Raw genomic sequence first — 15,579 nt, forward strand, 5'->3', positions numbered from 1 at the left:
CTTTAGAAATATGAAAATAGCCTCGAAACGTCGAGGCTATTTTTCTGTAGATTCATGTCAATGTCTGAAATAGTTTGGTCGCATTCATGTATTGACAATTTTTTCTTTATTTCAATAACATTGTTGGAATAACACTATTCATAGTGTTTCTTTTTTTTCATAAAAAAAGAAACAAAAAAAACGGAAGAAAAACGGTTAATCCTAAGACGAATTCCGCTGCGCGGAACCGATTGTCACTCCGCATGCGACTACTTAGAATGTAGAATGGAAAATGTAGAATGTAGAATCCAAAAATAGATAAAACGGTCAACGTCATTCAGGCATTCACATAGACTAATTCATCATCTATAATCCATAATTTATAATTTTCTGGACAAACGCTTCATGGGTCTTTTGAGCCTGCAAGATAAAATCATTCTCTTTCCAATCTCCAATCACTTTTTCCATTTCTTTTTGGTTGTGGAACATGGCTTGTCGGAATGGATCTTGGAAATCCTTGGCACGTGAGCTTTCAATACCTTTGGCAATGAACGCCGAAACTTCTATGGCTTTATTTTTCCATTGTTGAATAAACGATGTATCACTTAAGTTTTCTGCCTGTATGATTTTTAAGGCAGCTAAGGCATTTTGAAATTTCAGTTCAGGATATGCATCTGCCTGATCTTGGTAAAACTGATGTACTTGACTCCAAGAATCAATTTTTCCCGAACGAATATTTGATTTCAGCGAATTCACTGCTTCTGTTGGGAACAATTGTCCCCCAAGATTTTCCCAAGTGGAAATAGGTTTGTTAGATGCTCTTACTAGGATCTCTTGTGCAGGTGTTGATGAATCTCTTTCTTGAGCCAAAAGCCATTCTTGGAAGGCATGGTAATAGATTAAGTCTTTAAATATGTGGTAGGCTCGGTAACTTTTCGCGATTTTACTTTTGCGTTTGGAATTTTCAATCCCAGTAGCCCAAACATCCAAAGATAGATTTTCATTGGCCGAATTTTCTAACCATTTTTTACCAGCTTCTTGTGTTTTTTCTGGAAGCGCATCTCCCGTCCATTTTTCTAAAAGTTGGATCGCAAGTAAAATTTCCTCAATCGTGTCTGGTGCTAGGAAATCATATTCCAAAAGCATGTTTTTATTAATTCTTTGATCACGATTGGCAAATTTCCACGCATTTCTTGCCAAGGCATATAAGTTGTATTGGAACCAATATGCCGCTATGATTAATAAACCTCCTGAGACATCATCGTTACCGATCAAAGAAAAAGGCAATGGATTTTGGATTTCTGCAGGATAATTTCCTTTTGAAATCAGATTGAAACTGGCAAATTTAGAATTGTGTTTTAAGCTAATAGAAAGGCCTGGCCAAAACCCTCTTCCTGCTTGTAATTCCCCATCTGCACCCCGACTGTTGTGGTTGGAACCCAGCGTAGCACCAGCCGCCATGTTACTTTGACCTTTGATGATCGCGGCACAAAGAAAGGAATTATTATGGTGCTGTTCATGGGCAGGGAAAATGAGTGCATTCAATACCTCACAGCAGGAAATAGTCGAATTACTACTTAAAAAGGAGTTAATCAAGCGGGCACCATATTTCAGTTGGGAATGAGCCGCTAATATAAAGCGGACGGCTTTAACGCCATAAAATATACGACAGCCCTCGTGAATGATACCGTTGACAAGTTCACAACCTTCACCTATTTGAGTATTGGCTTCCGGGTATGAAATGATGGTCAAGTTTTTTAATTTGTTTGCTCCCTTAATGTAGGTGTCTGAACCCATGTTGACATCCTTGATGATTCCGGTATTTTTGATCACGGTACGGTCACCAATCTGGCCATAAAAACCCCTTTTAGTTGAAAATTCTGCTTGTGTCAGTGCTTTGTATTGAGATTGAAGTAATGCATCATCTCGATCTTGAGTCCATAAATAGGCATCGGCAGGGCGCATGCCAACAAATGGAATCACTTTTCTGCCACCATTCTCATTGCCTAGTTCTAGCCAAATTCGAATACGCTCGTCTTCTCCTTCTTTGACTATACCATTACCAAATTTGGCAGTAGGTGTAGTGGCTAATTCATTGACTTGAAGTATCATCACTTCGTTTCCAATTTGATAATTGGACAACAAATTCACTCGATCAATACTTATATTGTCGCCAATATCACTACTAATGATGGTGCTATTATAAATGCCAACAGGCATTCTCAGGTTTTTAAATTCTAAATAGACATGTTCTAATTTTCCAATTCGGATGATGCCAAAAAACCGACAATTTTTAATGAGGTGCGGATTAAAGCCAGGCTTTACCTGAATATCTTTCCAATTTTCTGCTTCATTGAAATTGGCTTCTAAGATTTCAATTTCGCGCGCAGCCAGTGGTCGGAAGTCGGCAATTTGGATGTTTTTATTGCGGAGATCGAATTCACTTTCACCCGCTTTCAAGTAGGTTTTACTGACAAATTCGAAGCCCAATTGGGCTATGGGTTTCTTCTCTATTCGATTCATCTCTCGTAAAATTCAATGGGTAAATGATCTGGGTCACTGGTGAAGGTAAAACGCTTTTCCGTAAATTCATCTATTCGGATATCTTCACAAATAAGGCCTTTATGCCTTAAAATTTGTACTGTTTCATCCAAATTGGAGACTTCAAAGGCTAAATGTCGTAGTCCGCAGGCTTCTGGTCTGGATACTCGAGGAGGAGTTTCTGGAAATGAAAATAACTCCAAGAAGTAAACACCTTGAAAGCTTAGGTCTAACTTGTAAGAGTCTCTTTCTTTACGATATACTTCTCTGATTATCTCAAAACCGAGAATTTCGGTATAAAAATGTTTAGATACAGCATAATTGGAGCAGATAATGGCCACATGATGAATGCCGAGAAGGGGGATTTTTTGATTCATCATTTTTGGAGACTTGTAGCTACTGCAATTTTAGAATCGGCCGTGCCATAATATAAAAACCATTGCGAACGGAATGGAACTAAACCTTCTACAAAACAGACCTCATTCACTTCTCCAATTTGTTCATAAACCTTATTAGGCCAAATGAAAGGTTTGTTTGAACGCTGCATTAACTGATAGGGCTTTTTTAGGTTAAATAAGGCTTGGGCAGCACTATAGGTGAATTTTGGGAAAGCTGAATCATTAAAATTAGCTGCATTACTGCTGTTGTAAATAAGCAGAATACCTGACTTTTGAATTAAAGCATAGGGTCCAGGTTCTACCAAACGACTGTCGAAATAGCCCTTTCTAGGTTGAAGTACCGAAATTTTTTGTTTGTTTTCAGCATCTTCCAATACATTCCAATGAATTAAGTCTTTGGATTGAGCCATGAATAAATCCGTATCTCCAAAATACATCCAATAGGAACCATTTATTTTGCTTGCCAACATTTGAGAGCCCTGCTGTTTGACGACTATTGCACCCGATTTTGACCAAAGATCCATGTACTTCGGATCTTTCAACATAGGACCCATTTTTTTCCAATGGATTAAATCAGTCGAAGTAGCGAAGCATAAACGGGCTGTTTTTCCATCATAGGAAGTGTAGGTGATTAAGTAGTTTCCATCTTCTGTTTGAACAATGCGAGGATCTTCAATACCGCCCGGCCACTCGTATTTTTTAAATGCATCTTGTTCAGGATAAAGAATGGGTTGGGGCATTTTTTTGAAATGAATACCATCTTCACTGATGGCTAGACCAATCCTAGATGTGCCTAATGAATCCTGAGCACGATAGAGCAAATGAACTTTTCCATCTTTTATTAATGCTGTAGGATTGAGTACATTTTTATTTTCCCAAGCTACGGCTTTACCTTGAATGGGGCACAAAAACTTCTGTTTTACATCTGGAATTAAGATAGGATTAAGGGCATCTTGTTTCTTAAAACCATTGATTTGCCATGCTTTTGTGCTTTGGTTTTGAGCCAAAACTGGGAAACAGAATAGCGAAAAGGAAGCAAAAAACAGGTTGGAAATAAATTTATATGGTAGATTCATGAAGCTTTGCTAGAGTTTAAAATTACTAAAATGCCACTTGAAATGTATATTAAAAGGTAATTTTCGGCAAATTATTGCCGAAAGGTCATGTTTTCAGAGTTCTTTAGGTCAGCAATCAATGAAATTTCTAGCTATTTGATGCATTTGATCGTTGGAAACTTTTAAATTGAGTGATCAAACCTAAAATAAAAACGATGGAAAGACGTGATTTTTTACAATCCTCCTTATTGACAGGCTTAGCCATTGGCATGCCCCAGATTCAAGATAAGCTAGTAGTGCCTAAATTACAGCCTAAAATTAAGTTAAGTGTTTCTAGTTATTCATATTGGCATTTCAAAGGAGATAAATTTCCCATTGAAAAGGTAATTGATGACGCGGCTTCTTTGGGATTGGAAGGGATTGATGTCTTGCACCGACAAATGGAAAGTGAGGACAATGTCTATTTGCAAAAAATCAAGAAACATGCCTTTTTGAATGGGATAGCATTAACCTGTTTATCCATCCATCAAGGTTTTGTAACGCCGGATAAAGAAGAATTGAAAAAGCATGTAGATCATACGATTCATTGCATAGAATTGGCATATAAAATGGGAATACCTTGTTTGCGTTTAAATACAGGTCGCTGGAATACCATTAAGTCGTTTGATGATTTAATGAAAAACAGAGGAATAGAGCCTATTTTGCCTGGTTATACGGAAGATGATGGCTATAAATGGTGTGTGGAAGGTATTCAAAGATGTCTGGCTAAGGCAGAGGAATGTGGGGTGTTAATGGCTCTTGAAAACCACTGGGGATTAGGATCAACGCCTGAGGGAATGTTGCGAATACATGATACGGTGAATTCTCCTTGGTTAGGTTTATTGATGGATACAGGAAATTTCTTAGAAGATCCTTACACTAAATTAGAGAAAATAGCTCCTAAAGCCAGCTTTGTTCAAGCTAAAACCTATTATGGAGGAGGCGAATGGTACTCGTTGGAATTAGATTACAAGCGGATTATCAACATCTTAAAGAAGGTCAATTACCAAGGCTATATTTCCATTGAATTTGAAGGCAAAGAAAATGCCTATTCAGGGGTTAGAAAAAGTGTCGAATTACTCAGGAAAGCATTAGCCTAATTATCTATTTCTTGGACAACATATCGTTTTTTTTATCGTTCGCTCTGTGACGCGCAACGCTGTCAAGGTTCCAAACCTTGCCAGCGTTAGGCCGGAGCGAGGATTATTTTTTTAATACCAAGGCATAAGAATCCGAAATCATACTTTTCAAAGTTGCAAAAGCGATTTGGCCATTGACCACAATGGTGTTCCAATGTTTTTTATTCATGTGGTAACCAGGTAAAACACTGTCTGGGAATTCTTCTCTCAGCTCGACAGCGCGATTAGGCTCACATTTGACATTGAATCGAATGGGAATTTCATCCAATGAAAGTAATAAAAACATTTTATTGTTGACCTTGAAAACTAAATTGTCTGGACCAAAAGGAAGGCTTTCTTCTGTCTCTGGTAAACTCAAAGCGTAATCACGAATTTCTTCTAGGTTCATGGGATGCATCTGCCGAAACCTTGGCATAAGGGAATTGGGCCAATTTCTTTACTTGATAATAGGTGTCCAATCCTCCTGCACTGACACTTTGGGCTATATCCAAATCAATATGTCCATCGGGCAGAAGAATGGAATCATGAATGGAAATATATTGGATTTTGCCGACTAATAAAACAGTTTGGTTTGATTTGATTACATGTTCTTCTTCCCAAACAAGTCCCATTTTGACCAAACTTTGCTTAACAAATGGTCCATCAAATTCAGGGATTGTCTCTTCTTCTATGCCACATGCTTCAAATTCAGATGTGCCCGAGGGATATCTGGCAGATGTCTGATGTGCCTGGGGGACCAAAGAAATGGGAATTTGATTTAGTGTAAATTGTTTGTTGGCCTGAATATTTTTATAAGTATGACTATCTGCACCAACAGGTCTAAATAAGATGCCAATCATCGCTGGATTAGCTCCTATATGTATCACATTACTAAAAATAGCCAAATTGGATTGATGCTGCTCATCATATGTTCCAATTAAATGAGCCGCCTTTCCTCCACTGAGATGGTTAATCAAATTCGTCCGAAACGATTTTTCCATCGATTCGATGTCGGCTAGATTGGCTATCATGTTTTAATTTTTGAAAATGGTGGAGGCTATTCCTTGATTAATCTTATAATTGGAAAATTTCACCGTGATATCACCCGTCTTAGCCACTTGTTTTTGCGTATCTACGGTTTGGGTTTTATTGATATCCACCACAACTCCCTTGGGGACCTTAAATTTTTTGACATCCACCGTAAAAATAAGCTGCTCAGGTAATCCCCATTTTGCCTCAGCTCCATAGCCATATTCCGTACTTACGGTGCCATTACTTCTGGACGTAATTTGAGATTTTAGCACCAAGTTGTTGGTCTTATCTATCCATAATTTGGCCAAAATAACATCTTCACTATCTCCATTGGGTAACAAGGTGATGATTTCCGTTTCCTTATTTTTGATTAATTCTTTACCCGTACTGATGGAATTGAATTGATCTTGATGAGCCAACAGTTGTGCCAAATCTCCAAACCCTTTTTTAGGTAAAATAGCGATGCCTTTTGATTTTAAATGAAATTGATCTTTTTGTTTGAAATATAAGGTTGCATTTACTGGAAGAATTTTGATCAAAGGGATATTCGATTTGATATTCAGATCCACCGCATAATCCTTAACTTGACTCCATTTTTGTTGAAGTGCCTGAATGGTTTTTTGCGCATCTTGTCCTATGACTTGAAAAAGCGAGCAGAAAAAAAGACTGATGGTTAAGAGGATTTTCATTAAGCGCTGATGTCTTTTTTGTTGAATGTATAGATGGAAATGCCTAAGAAGAGTAAAATATGAGCCACCAAAATAATGACTGATTTGATGATCTCGGTTTTAGGTAATGGCTCTTCAAAAAAGTTTCTCCAAGAAGCCATGTGGGTCGTAAATAAATAGGGGCGGATGGAGTCAAAAACGGAAACCTCCAAGGTGCCGATGATGGTAAATAAAATGATGATGGACATAGTCGTCACGATAGGACCAATGGAATTTTCTGAAAAACAAGACAAGCAAATGGATAAGGATGCCACCGTTAATAGGGCTAAAAATGCTACAGCAAATCCGCTGAGATACCTCCATAACACATCATGCTCCTGTAAAATCACAAGACCATCCGTATTCAGCACGATTAAATCTCCCGTTCCAAAAAAGATTCTTCCAAATACCAAGGCCATGATGCCCAACCAAATGATGATGCAAGCCGTATAGACAGCACCAGCGATAAATTTGGACAATAAAAGGGTGGTCCTAGAAATGGGTTTGGTCATCACCATGCGGATGGTACCCATGGCAAATTCTCCTGAAATCAAGTCGCCAGTGACTAAAGCCACTAACAAGGGGATTTGTACCAAAAGCATTTGCAAAATAATGAAGGCAATGAGATTGCCATTGAGCAAATTGCCTTCAAAACTTAAGGTTTGTTCAAATGAAGAGGTGACAAAAGATAAAATGGAAAGGCCATCCGATTTTAGGGCGAACAAAATGACTCCCACCAATAGCGTAATAGCACCAATTCCTAGGTAGCTCCTGGGTTTGGCAGCAATCTTGATAAACTCATTATATACGCTTTTAAATAGCATCTTGTTGGACAATTTTGATAAAATAATCTTCCAAACTGCGTTTGGATTCTAGGGAGAAAACAGCAATTTCATGGGAAATCAAAAGCTGACTGATACGTGGAACTTGATTTCGACTCAAATGAAACTCTAATTGATTTCCACCTTTTGTTTGTATTTGAATCTCCGGAAAAGCATTTTTTAGTACTTGTAGTGCTTTTTCTTGTGGCTCTACCTCCAAACGAATGAAGAGATTTTCTGTCGACATGAGATCTTTTACAGAACCCTCCACAATGGATTTTCCTTTGTTGATGATCACCATGCGATTGGCAATCATCTCGATTTCACTTAAATCATGAGAAGAAAGCAAGATGGTTTTTTGATGTTCTTCTTTTAATCTCAAAATCAAGTTTCTGATATCAATGATTCCCTGAGGATCTAATCCTGTGGTGGGTTCATCCAAGACAATCAAATCTGGATTGTGCAATAGCGTTTGAGCTATCCCCAGGCGCTGTTTCATACCATGAGAAAAACTACCCACTTTGTCGTTTTCTCGGCCATTCAAACCCACAAAATCCAACATGGCATAAATTTCTTTTTTGCTGGAATAGGTTCCTGATATTCGGGCAAAAAGATCCAGATTTCGATAAGCGGTTAGGTATTTATAAAAATCAGGTTTTTCAACGATACTGCCTGTCCTACGTAATATATCTTCACGGTGATTATTGATGGGCAAATCAAACAAACGAATATCTCCCGAATCAGCTTTTATTAAGGATAACATGCAGCGCATGCTGGTACTTTTACCGGCTCCATTGGGCCCTAGAAATCCAAAAACATCCCCTTTAAAGACTTGGAAACTAACATCCTTCACAGCTTGGAAAGAGCCAAAGCTTTTAGAAAGATGTTGAATGGATATGATGGACTCAGGCATGTACGGGTGGATATGCTAGTTTAACCACCATATCCTTTATATTGTTTTAAGAATCAAACTCAACTACCGCCTTGATCACCGCTTGCGCAGGATCTAAAAAGGTTTCAAAATGCTTGGATACGTCGTTGAATTTTGTTCGATGCGTGATGAAGTCCTGTGTATGAATTAATCCTTTTTTCATACATTCCATCACCCACTCAAAATCACCTCGTGTGGCATTTCTACTACTCATCAAAGTCCCCTCTCGCTTATGGAATTCAGGATGAGAGAATTGAACATGGTCTAATTGTAAACCTACCAAAATATACTTACCTCCATGTGCCATGTATTGAAAACTATGGTCTATGGCTTTTTTATTTCCTGTCGCATCAATGATGACTTGTGGCATATCACCCTTAGTGATTTCTTGCAAACGCGCCATCACATCCTCTTGACCCACTTGAATGGTATGTGAAACACCCAATACATTTTTACTGAAATCCAATCGGCCCGCATTCACGTCCAAGGCAATCACTTGTCCTCCCGCAATGCGTGCCATTTCCATGACGCCTAATCCAATAGGACCTGCACCTACCACCAAGACCCAATCATTCTTTTTTATGTCCGCTCGCCGAACCCCATGGGCACCGATCGACAAAGGTTCTAATAAGGTATATTCGTCAAGGCTGAGTTGTTCATCATAGACCAAAGCGTCTATGGGAACTTGTAAATAATCTCTCATGGCACCATCTTGATGTACACCTAGCACACTTAGTGTCTGACAACAATTGGTTTTGCCTTGTCGACAAGCCACGCATTTTCCGCAGGAATAATAAGGAATGACACTGACTAAGGATCCAATTCGATAATTTGATTCGGAACTTATTTCTACGATTTCACCGACAAATTCATGTCCTAAGATGCGTGGATAGGAAAAAAACGGTTGAGTCCCCTCAAAGGCATGCAAATCTGTTCCACAAATACCCACTTGTTTAATTTTAAGAACGGCCATGCCATCTTTTAACACGGGCCTTTCCGATTCCTGGTATTTCCATTCAAATGGAGTGGTACAAACAAGTTCTTGCATAGCTTTTATCTCAATTTACGTTTTGCCCAACGCTGTTCTAACATTTTGATGAAATAGCCACCAACGACACTTCTGGCTTGGAAACCCACTTGTTTGCCATTAGTTGTTTCATGCCAATCACTCAAAGGCACGCGCGATGGACTTTCTAGCATGAATTGGTAGATAGGATGTACCAAAGCCTTGAATTCTGCAGGTTTGTCAGAAAGGGTGGCAGTCCACATAATCCAATCACTTTTGGTATACGTTTTTCTACTGTCCAAAGGTAAACCATAGGTGTTTTGTTTCTTCAAATAATAGGCCATTTCCTTTTCGTAAACGTATCTGGGAAATAAATTTAACCCTAATAATTTGTCCCAAACCAAATTGTATTTCTGACTCCAGGTATTGTTTTTGTTAAACGTCAAAGCATAATGATCTCCTTCATCCGCCATCTCCATCCATTTCAAGGCATATTTTTGAGCAATTTTTTGCATGGAATCAGCCGTGCTTTTTAAACCCATATTTCGAGCCATTTGCGCGTATGAACCAATACCTACAATCGCTTTGATGGATAGGTTGGCATTTCGATCCAAGTGTCCAGCAAAATCATCCGTACATAATTGATTGGCAGGATCTAAGCCATCTTTCACTAAAAAATCCACCCATCGGGTTAGGGTAGGCCAATGGGCTTTGGCTATTTGCGTGCTGTTTTCTTCTTTGCAGATGGCAGCTGTCAACAAAATCATATTTCCTGCTTCTTCTACGGGCATATCTTCTGGATAAGTTTGTCCATTCGCCAAAGGATAGGTGCCAATGTCATGTGCTGGGAAAGGTTTTTTCCATTGTCCACTTTCACTGTAATAGATCAAAGGCTCCACCATACCACGCAGTAATTTGGTATTGTATAGGAGGCTTAATGGGGCAGAAGGATAGGTCACATCTACCGTCCAAATAGAACCATTACTGAAGTTTTCTTTTTGAGGGAAAAGTACCTCATTTTTTTCTCCCCTTACTAATTTATGCGCTGCGAGGGATTGTCGGTAGGCAGCTACACAAAGTTCCGCATATTCTTTTCCACCAGCTTGTAGCGCTTCTTGATACAACTGTTTGTCGAAATTTTTACATTGAACAAGAATACTCGGGTATTCTTTAGCAGCTGTTACTAGCAAATCATCCATGCTGGCAAAGTTCTTTTTCCACCAAGCTTGTAAATTTTTCTGGAAATACTGGATAGAATACAAATCATCATAAGCCAGCATGATGCTCGAATTTTGATTGGATTTATTGGCAGTTATATCCCATGAGGCAACCAAATAATCTGTACTGCCCGATTCACTAGAAGGTTTTTTTCCGTCGGCAAGATTCATCAGGTGAGATTGAGAAAGAGTTTTCAATTGCTGCTTAGCTTGATTGGTCGCTAAATAGGCATATCCCCAATCGATTCGTACATCGTCGCCCACTTTATTCAACACTTTTTGTTGACTAAGCCCCGTTTTCAAATAACGGACATTGCCTTTTTTGCCCGTGCTGACTTGGACCATTTGTTCTTTTTCATTTTTGGCAATATCCGAAGACAAGCCAAAAGTGATTTTCGTTTTATGTGTTTTATTATCCGTGGATTGTATGCCAAAATTGATGTAAGAAACTGGTCTTGAAAGCAAGTCGAGGTTAGAAGCCAAGAGCGGAGAAAGAAAATTTACCTGTAATTTAACAGGCCCACAGGTAAATTGGTAGCTAGTCTGCGTAGCGGTGATTTGAACGGAGTTTTGTATCGCTAGGTTCGACTGAGCGGAGCGAGATTGTTTAGCAAAACCAGCATCTAGCCAAGAATTTCCGACAGGATTCATGCAATGAATGGCCAAGATGTTTTTGCCTTTTTTCAGCTTGCTTTTTATGAGATCACTTAATGGATAGTCTTTCAATTGCTTGGTATGGCAGTTTTCGCAAGAATATACCGGGTAGCCATTGAGGTAAACTTCCACATCATCATCGTGGCGCAGTTGAAGGATTAATTGATCGATGTCGAAGTCTTGTAGATCAAAAGCTCTTCTCACCCAAATGTTTTTAGTATTCCAAGGAGTATTCCATTTATTGTCCCAACCTTTACCAAAAGGCAATTTTCCCTTATTCCAATAGACATCATTGAAGTGGGAGGTCATCCAATCCTCCGCCGGTTTGGTCTCGGTGTATTGAACCTCAATGGGCTGATTATTTTCGGCATGGGCAACAATGCCGGTGGAGGGATATTGTAAGGCACCTAAAAATTGATAGGTTTTTCCGTCTACTTCCAATAAGCCCACCATGGATTGATCGGAGCCTGTCCAGTGACGTGTGACAGATTGATTTAATTGATCCGTAAAAGACCAAACACTGAAATAGGGGTCATGGGTGATGAGTGGATAGGCAGGAGCTTTAAAGACTTGGGCTTGTGCAAAAAAGCCGAACATCGCTAAACTAGCGAACAGGAAAAATGATTTCATAGTAATGGTTTATGGAATTAAAGATAGGAAGATTCCAAGCATCTACAAAAGGGTGAAAAAATATCGATCTACTGATAATCTGTGGAAAGATGCCCTTGTTTTTGGTTGAAAAATGTTAGGTTTGTCCCTAACGCTGTCAAGGTTTTAAACCTTGACAGCGTTGGGTGAATATCTTTTATTTCTTTCACATCATGTTTTGCCCAACAGGTTAGACCTAATGAACAGCCGTCACATGTATCAAATTTGTTTAACGAAATTGTTTTAGCTGACAATCTTTTATTCAAAGCTTTTAATAATTGTGATACTTTGGCTTATAAAGAATATTTCAATAATGACTTAGAATTTTATCATGATCTAGGAGGATTAACCGTTTCGCTAAAAAGTGAACTTCAATCATTTAAGGAAAATTGTGCAACAGATTTGCATCTTAAAAGGGAACTTGTAAAAGTAGTTTGAAAGTTTATCCAATAAAGAATTATGGTGCGATTGAAATAGGAACACATCGTTTTTACCATACTAGTACAGGAGAGACAGAAAAGCTGAATGGAGCATATGAATTTATTCATGTATGGCGAAAAGATAGTAATGGTAACTGTCTCGTGTAATTAGTTATGGACATGAAAAAGGCAATCATGGAAATGCTGTTAAAAAATAACGGCATATAACATCACCTTTACAAAAATGACGGGCGAAGTTGTTCTCGAAATTTTCTACATTTAATTAAGTTTTGTGGTGTTTTGACAGTTTTTGGATCCGAAATCCACCCGAATGCAAAGTCCGTAACGTTAGCCGTAATGCTATCGTTACAGCTGAGAAACAACGAATTAAAACTTAAGCTAATGAAAAAAATAAAAATAATAGTCAAGATTACTTTACTTTCTATTGGATGTTTAGCTACAATATTCTTCATAACATTTCTAATTCGAAAATTAAGAGTTGAAAGCGATAGCAAAAATATATATTCAACAAATTTTGTAGTGAATTATTACGGAATTCTTGAAAGCGAAGCCGAAGATATTTCTATAGCTTTAGAATTGAATTACGATAGAATTAGAACTGAATTAAAAGACCCCAAACACGATAAAATTTCAGTTTTTATTTATCCAAACCAAAGTGATTTTAACAAAGCGATAGGTTTAATGAACAGTAATGCAAGTGGAACAAGTCGAGGGCCTTTAGAATTTCATTTGAAATATGAAACTTGGTACAATAGTATTTTTCCACAGAAAATGGAAAAAGTAGCAGTTCACGAATTTACTCATTGCGTTCAACTTAATATTTTAATTCAGGATGCTCTTTCGAAATCCCAAAATGAAAAAGTTGCTGATTTTGACAAAAACTTTGAAACTGGTTTTGAGAAAAATTATCCGCAATGGTTTTGGGAAGCAATTTGCGATTATGAAGCAGGAATTGTAAATAATTTGAGCGTTAAATACGGAATGAAAAATAGTCCGACACTAAAAGAATTGAATAACAGCAATCAAATTTACAACGTTGGTTACACAATCGTTGAGTATTTTGTCTCAAAATATGGAAAAGAAAAGCTTCCAGAATTTATAAAATCGTATGGTAATTTTGAAAAAGTAATTGGAGTTACAGAAATGCAATTTGAAATAGAATGGCAGAAATTTGTAAAGGAAAAATATTAATAAATGAAAGCACAAATGGCTAACAGGACTTTGGTAAAAAAGCTGGTTCAGTGTTTAAATGAAGCTTTGTGCCTCGAAATTGCCAACTTCTTGTCGCTGTCAACCGTCAGTAGGCACTTTTAATTAACATTCAACTAAGAAAATAAAAATGAGTCATTCCATCAGAACTAAGTTTACAATATTGATTTTCAGTTTCATGTTACCGAATTCGGTTTTTCCTCAGTCAGACCTCAAAGTTATTGACTATGGAAATAATATAGAAGCTGGAAACTTTATCAGTATACATGGAGCTAAACAATACTTTGAAATATATGGGCAAGGAACCCCTCTTGTATTAATCCACGGTAATGGAGGAAACATCGCTTATATGAAACCTCAAATCGAATTCTTTGCTAAAAAATACAAGGTAATTGTTATGGACTGCAGAGGGAGGGGGAAAAGTGAACTCGGAAAAGACAGTCTTACGTATAATCAAATCACAAAAGATATTGTTGGTATTTTAGACTATTTGCAACTTGACTCAACTTATGTTGTGGGAAGAAGTGACGGTGGAATTATTGCTTTGTTAATGGCTATTTATCATCCAGAAAAAGTAAAAAAGATAGTTTCATTTGCTGCTAATCTTACGCCTGACACCTTAGCCCTTTATCCTTCTTTCTATAATGAAGTAGTACGCGATAGAAAATTAGCTGACCAAATGCTTGTAAAAAATGATAATTCTCAAAACTGGAAGGTTATACAACAACGAAATCGTATGATGGAGTTTCAACCACACATATCAGCCAGCGATTTACAAAAAATCAAATGTCCTGTATTAGTTATGTCAACAGATAGAGATGTAATCAGGGAAGAACATACTGTTTCAATTTACAGGAATATTGAGAAGGCAAATCTGTGTATCTTAACTGGAGAAAATCATTACGTTTCAAAAAATAATCCCGAATTGTTTAATACGACAGTTCAGAAATACTTACAGGAAACTTACAAAGGTGCAGAATTGAGACAATGAAAAGTAGAGCTACTGCTTACAGCAGTTGGGCTTAATGGCGGGATGAGAGTTTTGTGTTTCTAAATCCACCACCTTCGCCAATCCCCAAACCGTTAGCAGTCATTGTAAAGTGACACCGAATTGAAATGAACATACGTAAATTATGATAACAGAAAACGCTCTATTTGCTGACCTGAAACTTATAAAAGAATTGGTTTATGACAAATGTGGTTTCGTGTTTACAAACCTAAAATTAAATTCAGAAAGTTTAGAATATGGAGCTTGCTCATTTGAACTTAACGGACATAAAATAGAACATCGAATTTCTAAAATCACACCGATGAAGACAGGCCAATTTGTAACTATTTGGAAACGAAATAAAAATGGAATAACTGAACCTTTTGACATTTTGGACGACGTAGATTTTATCGTTATTACATCAAAAAATGGCAACAATACAGGACAATTTATTTTTCCAACATCTGTTTTGGTAAACAAAGGAATTATTTCACAATATGGAAAAGACGGAAAGCGTGGAATTAGAGTTTATCCCAATTGGGACACCGTAAGAAATAAACAAGCAGAAAAAACTCAAAATTGGCAGAGAAAATATTTTGTAACAATTGGGAGTGACAATTCTGCAGAACTTGACTTGATCAAAAAAATATTTGACAAAATTTACGAAAACTGATAATGAAAATAATAACGAACGCTAATAGTATTTTGGCAAAAGTGTAGGCTGAAGTTAACTGAGGTTCTCGATTTGGCTGAGGTTCTCGAAGCCAAATTATATTTTAACATGGGATTGCAAATC

The 15,579-nt window shown here is 37.6% G+C and carries 14 protein-coding genes; 4 read left to right on the top strand and 10 right to left on the bottom strand.

Going from position 1 to position 15,579, the window contains the following annotated elements; translation table 11 throughout:
• Positions 1 to 345: 345 nt before the first annotated feature.
• Genes U0R11_RS03130 through U0R11_RS03140 form a run of 3 tightly spaced genes read right to left on the bottom strand, consistent with a single transcriptional unit; the run spans position 346 to position 3,994 of the window.
• Entirely contained in the window at positions 346 to 2,502 is a 2,157-nt protein-coding gene (locus tag U0R11_RS03130; RefSeq protein WP_406749757.1) for a DUF4954 family protein, read from the bottom strand.
• Positions 2,499 to 2,897, bottom strand: coding sequence for an SMU1112c/YaeR family gloxylase I-like metalloprotein (gloA2, locus tag U0R11_RS03135; protein ID WP_406749758.1), 399 nt, complete (start codon positions 2,895 to 2,897; stop codon positions 2,499 to 2,501). Before gloA2 ends, U0R11_RS03130 begins: the two co-directional genes overlap by 4 nt.
• On the bottom strand, positions 2,897 to 3,994 hold the full coding sequence (locus U0R11_RS03140) for a glycoside hydrolase family 130 protein (RefSeq protein ID WP_406749759.1): 1,098 nt from the start codon (positions 3,992 to 3,994) through the stop codon (positions 2,897 to 2,899). The genes gloA2 and U0R11_RS03140 overlap by 1 nt, the downstream gene beginning before the upstream one ends.
• A gap of 194 nt (positions 3,995 to 4,188) precedes the next feature.
• Between U0R11_RS03140 and U0R11_RS03145 the strand changes: the two genes are divergently transcribed.
• Positions 4,189 to 5,112 carry a sugar phosphate isomerase/epimerase family protein gene (locus U0R11_RS03145; RefSeq protein WP_406749760.1) on the top strand — a complete coding sequence of 308 codons (924 nt, stop codon included), beginning with the start codon at positions 4,189 to 4,191 and terminating at the stop codon, positions 5,110 to 5,112.
• A 103-nt stretch (positions 5,113 to 5,215) separates the two neighbouring features.
• Here U0R11_RS03145 and U0R11_RS03150 read toward each other — a convergent pair whose 3' ends face one another.
• The 7 genes from U0R11_RS03150 to U0R11_RS03180 are packed head-to-tail and all read right to left on the bottom strand — an operon-like array spanning position 5,216 to position 12,128.
• Positions 5,216 to 5,539, bottom strand: coding sequence for an MmcQ/YjbR family DNA-binding protein (locus U0R11_RS03150; protein WP_406749761.1), 324 nt, complete (start codon positions 5,537 to 5,539; stop codon positions 5,216 to 5,218).
• Positions 5,517 to 6,161, bottom strand: a complete 645-nt coding sequence (locus tag U0R11_RS03155; RefSeq protein ID WP_406749762.1) for a flavin reductase family protein — start codon at positions 6,159 to 6,161, stop codon at positions 5,517 to 5,519. The genes U0R11_RS03150 and U0R11_RS03155 overlap by 23 nt, the downstream gene beginning before the upstream one ends.
• A gap of 3 nt (positions 6,162 to 6,164) precedes the next feature.
• Positions 6,165 to 6,851 carry a LolA-like protein gene (locus tag U0R11_RS03160; RefSeq protein WP_406749763.1) on the bottom strand — a complete coding sequence of 229 codons (687 nt, stop codon included), beginning with the start codon at positions 6,849 to 6,851 and terminating at the stop codon, positions 6,165 to 6,167.
• A complete protein-coding gene (locus U0R11_RS03165) occupies positions 6,851 to 7,693 on the bottom strand; it encodes an ABC transporter permease (RefSeq protein ID WP_406749764.1) in 843 nt (280 codons plus the stop codon). Before U0R11_RS03165 ends, U0R11_RS03160 begins: the two co-directional genes overlap by 1 nt.
• Positions 7,683 to 8,603 carry an ABC transporter ATP-binding protein gene (locus tag U0R11_RS03170; protein ID WP_406749765.1) on the bottom strand — a complete coding sequence of 307 codons (921 nt, stop codon included), beginning with the start codon at positions 8,601 to 8,603 and terminating at the stop codon, positions 7,683 to 7,685. The genes U0R11_RS03165 and U0R11_RS03170 overlap by 11 nt, the downstream gene beginning before the upstream one ends.
• Positions 8,604 to 8,649: 46 nt before the next feature.
• Positions 8,650 to 9,669 (bottom strand): zinc-binding alcohol dehydrogenase family protein, encoded by a 1,020-nt coding sequence (locus U0R11_RS03175; protein WP_406749766.1) that lies wholly within the window; start codon positions 9,667 to 9,669, stop codon positions 8,650 to 8,652.
• A gap of 5 nt (positions 9,670 to 9,674) precedes the next feature.
• On the bottom strand, positions 9,675 to 12,128 hold the full coding sequence (locus U0R11_RS03180) for a glutaminase family protein (RefSeq protein ID WP_406749767.1): 2,454 nt from the start codon (positions 12,126 to 12,128) through the stop codon (positions 9,675 to 9,677).
• Between the two features lie 839 nt (positions 12,129 to 12,967).
• On the opposite strand from U0R11_RS03180, the gene U0R11_RS03185 reads away from it, so the two are divergent.
• The 3 genes from U0R11_RS03185 to U0R11_RS03195 all read left to right on the top strand — a co-directional run bounded on the left by U0R11_RS03185 (position 12,968) and on the right by U0R11_RS03195 (position 15,456).
• Positions 12,968 to 13,777, top strand: a complete 810-nt coding sequence (locus tag U0R11_RS03185; protein WP_406749768.1) for a hypothetical protein — start codon at positions 12,968 to 12,970, stop codon at positions 13,775 to 13,777.
• A 148-nt stretch (positions 13,778 to 13,925) separates the two neighbouring features.
• Entirely contained in the window at positions 13,926 to 14,786 is an 861-nt protein-coding gene (locus tag U0R11_RS03190; protein ID WP_406749769.1) for an alpha/beta fold hydrolase, read from the top strand.
• Positions 14,787 to 14,928: 142 nt separating this feature from the next.
• Entirely contained in the window at positions 14,929 to 15,456 is a 528-nt protein-coding gene (locus tag U0R11_RS03195) for a MepB family protein (protein ID WP_406749770.1), read from the top strand.
• Positions 15,457 to 15,579 lie beyond the last annotated feature (123 nt).

Source organism: Aquirufa salirivi (genome assembly GCF_045310485.1).
GTDB lineage: Bacteria > Bacteroidota > Bacteroidia > Cytophagales > Spirosomataceae > Aquirufa > Aquirufa salirivi.

Coding starts and splice junctions, on each gene's coding strand:
- U0R11_RS03130 (WP_406749757.1), bottom strand. CDS start 2,502: ATGAATCGAATAGAGAAGAAACCCATAGCCCAATTGGGCTTCGAATTT.
- gloA2 (WP_406749758.1), bottom strand. CDS start 2,897: ATGAATCAAAAAATCCCCCTTCTCGGCATTCATCATGTGGCCATTATC.
- U0R11_RS03140 (WP_406749759.1), bottom strand. CDS start 3,994: ATGAATCTACCATATAAATTTATTTCCAACCTGTTTTTTGCTTCCTTT.
- U0R11_RS03145 (WP_406749760.1), top strand. CDS start 4,189: ATGGAAAGACGTGATTTTTTACAATCCTCCTTATTGACAGGCTTAGCC.
- U0R11_RS03150 (WP_406749761.1), bottom strand. CDS start 5,539: ATGAACCTAGAAGAAATTCGTGATTACGCTTTGAGTTTACCAGAGACA.
- U0R11_RS03155 (WP_406749762.1), bottom strand. CDS start 6,161: ATGATAGCCAATCTAGCCGACATCGAATCGATGGAAAAATCGTTTCGG.
- U0R11_RS03160 (WP_406749763.1), bottom strand. CDS start 6,851: ATGAAAATCCTCTTAACCATCAGTCTTTTTTTCTGCTCGCTTTTTCAA.
- U0R11_RS03165 (WP_406749764.1), bottom strand. CDS start 7,693: ATGCTATTTAAAAGCGTATATAATGAGTTTATCAAGATTGCTGCCAAA.
- U0R11_RS03170 (WP_406749765.1), bottom strand. CDS start 8,603: ATGCCTGAGTCCATCATATCCATTCAACATCTTTCTAAAAGCTTTGGC.
- U0R11_RS03175 (WP_406749766.1), bottom strand. CDS start 9,669: ATGCAAGAACTTGTTTGTACCACTCCATTTGAATGGAAATACCAGGAA.
- U0R11_RS03180 (WP_406749767.1), bottom strand. CDS start 12,128: ATGAAATCATTTTTCCTGTTCGCTAGTTTAGCGATGTTCGGCTTTTTT.
- U0R11_RS03185 (WP_406749768.1), top strand. CDS start 12,968: ATGAAAAAAATAAAAATAATAGTCAAGATTACTTTACTTTCTATTGGA.
- U0R11_RS03190 (WP_406749769.1), top strand. CDS start 13,926: ATGAGTCATTCCATCAGAACTAAGTTTACAATATTGATTTTCAGTTTC.
- U0R11_RS03195 (WP_406749770.1), top strand. CDS start 14,929: ATGATAACAGAAAACGCTCTATTTGCTGACCTGAAACTTATAAAAGAA.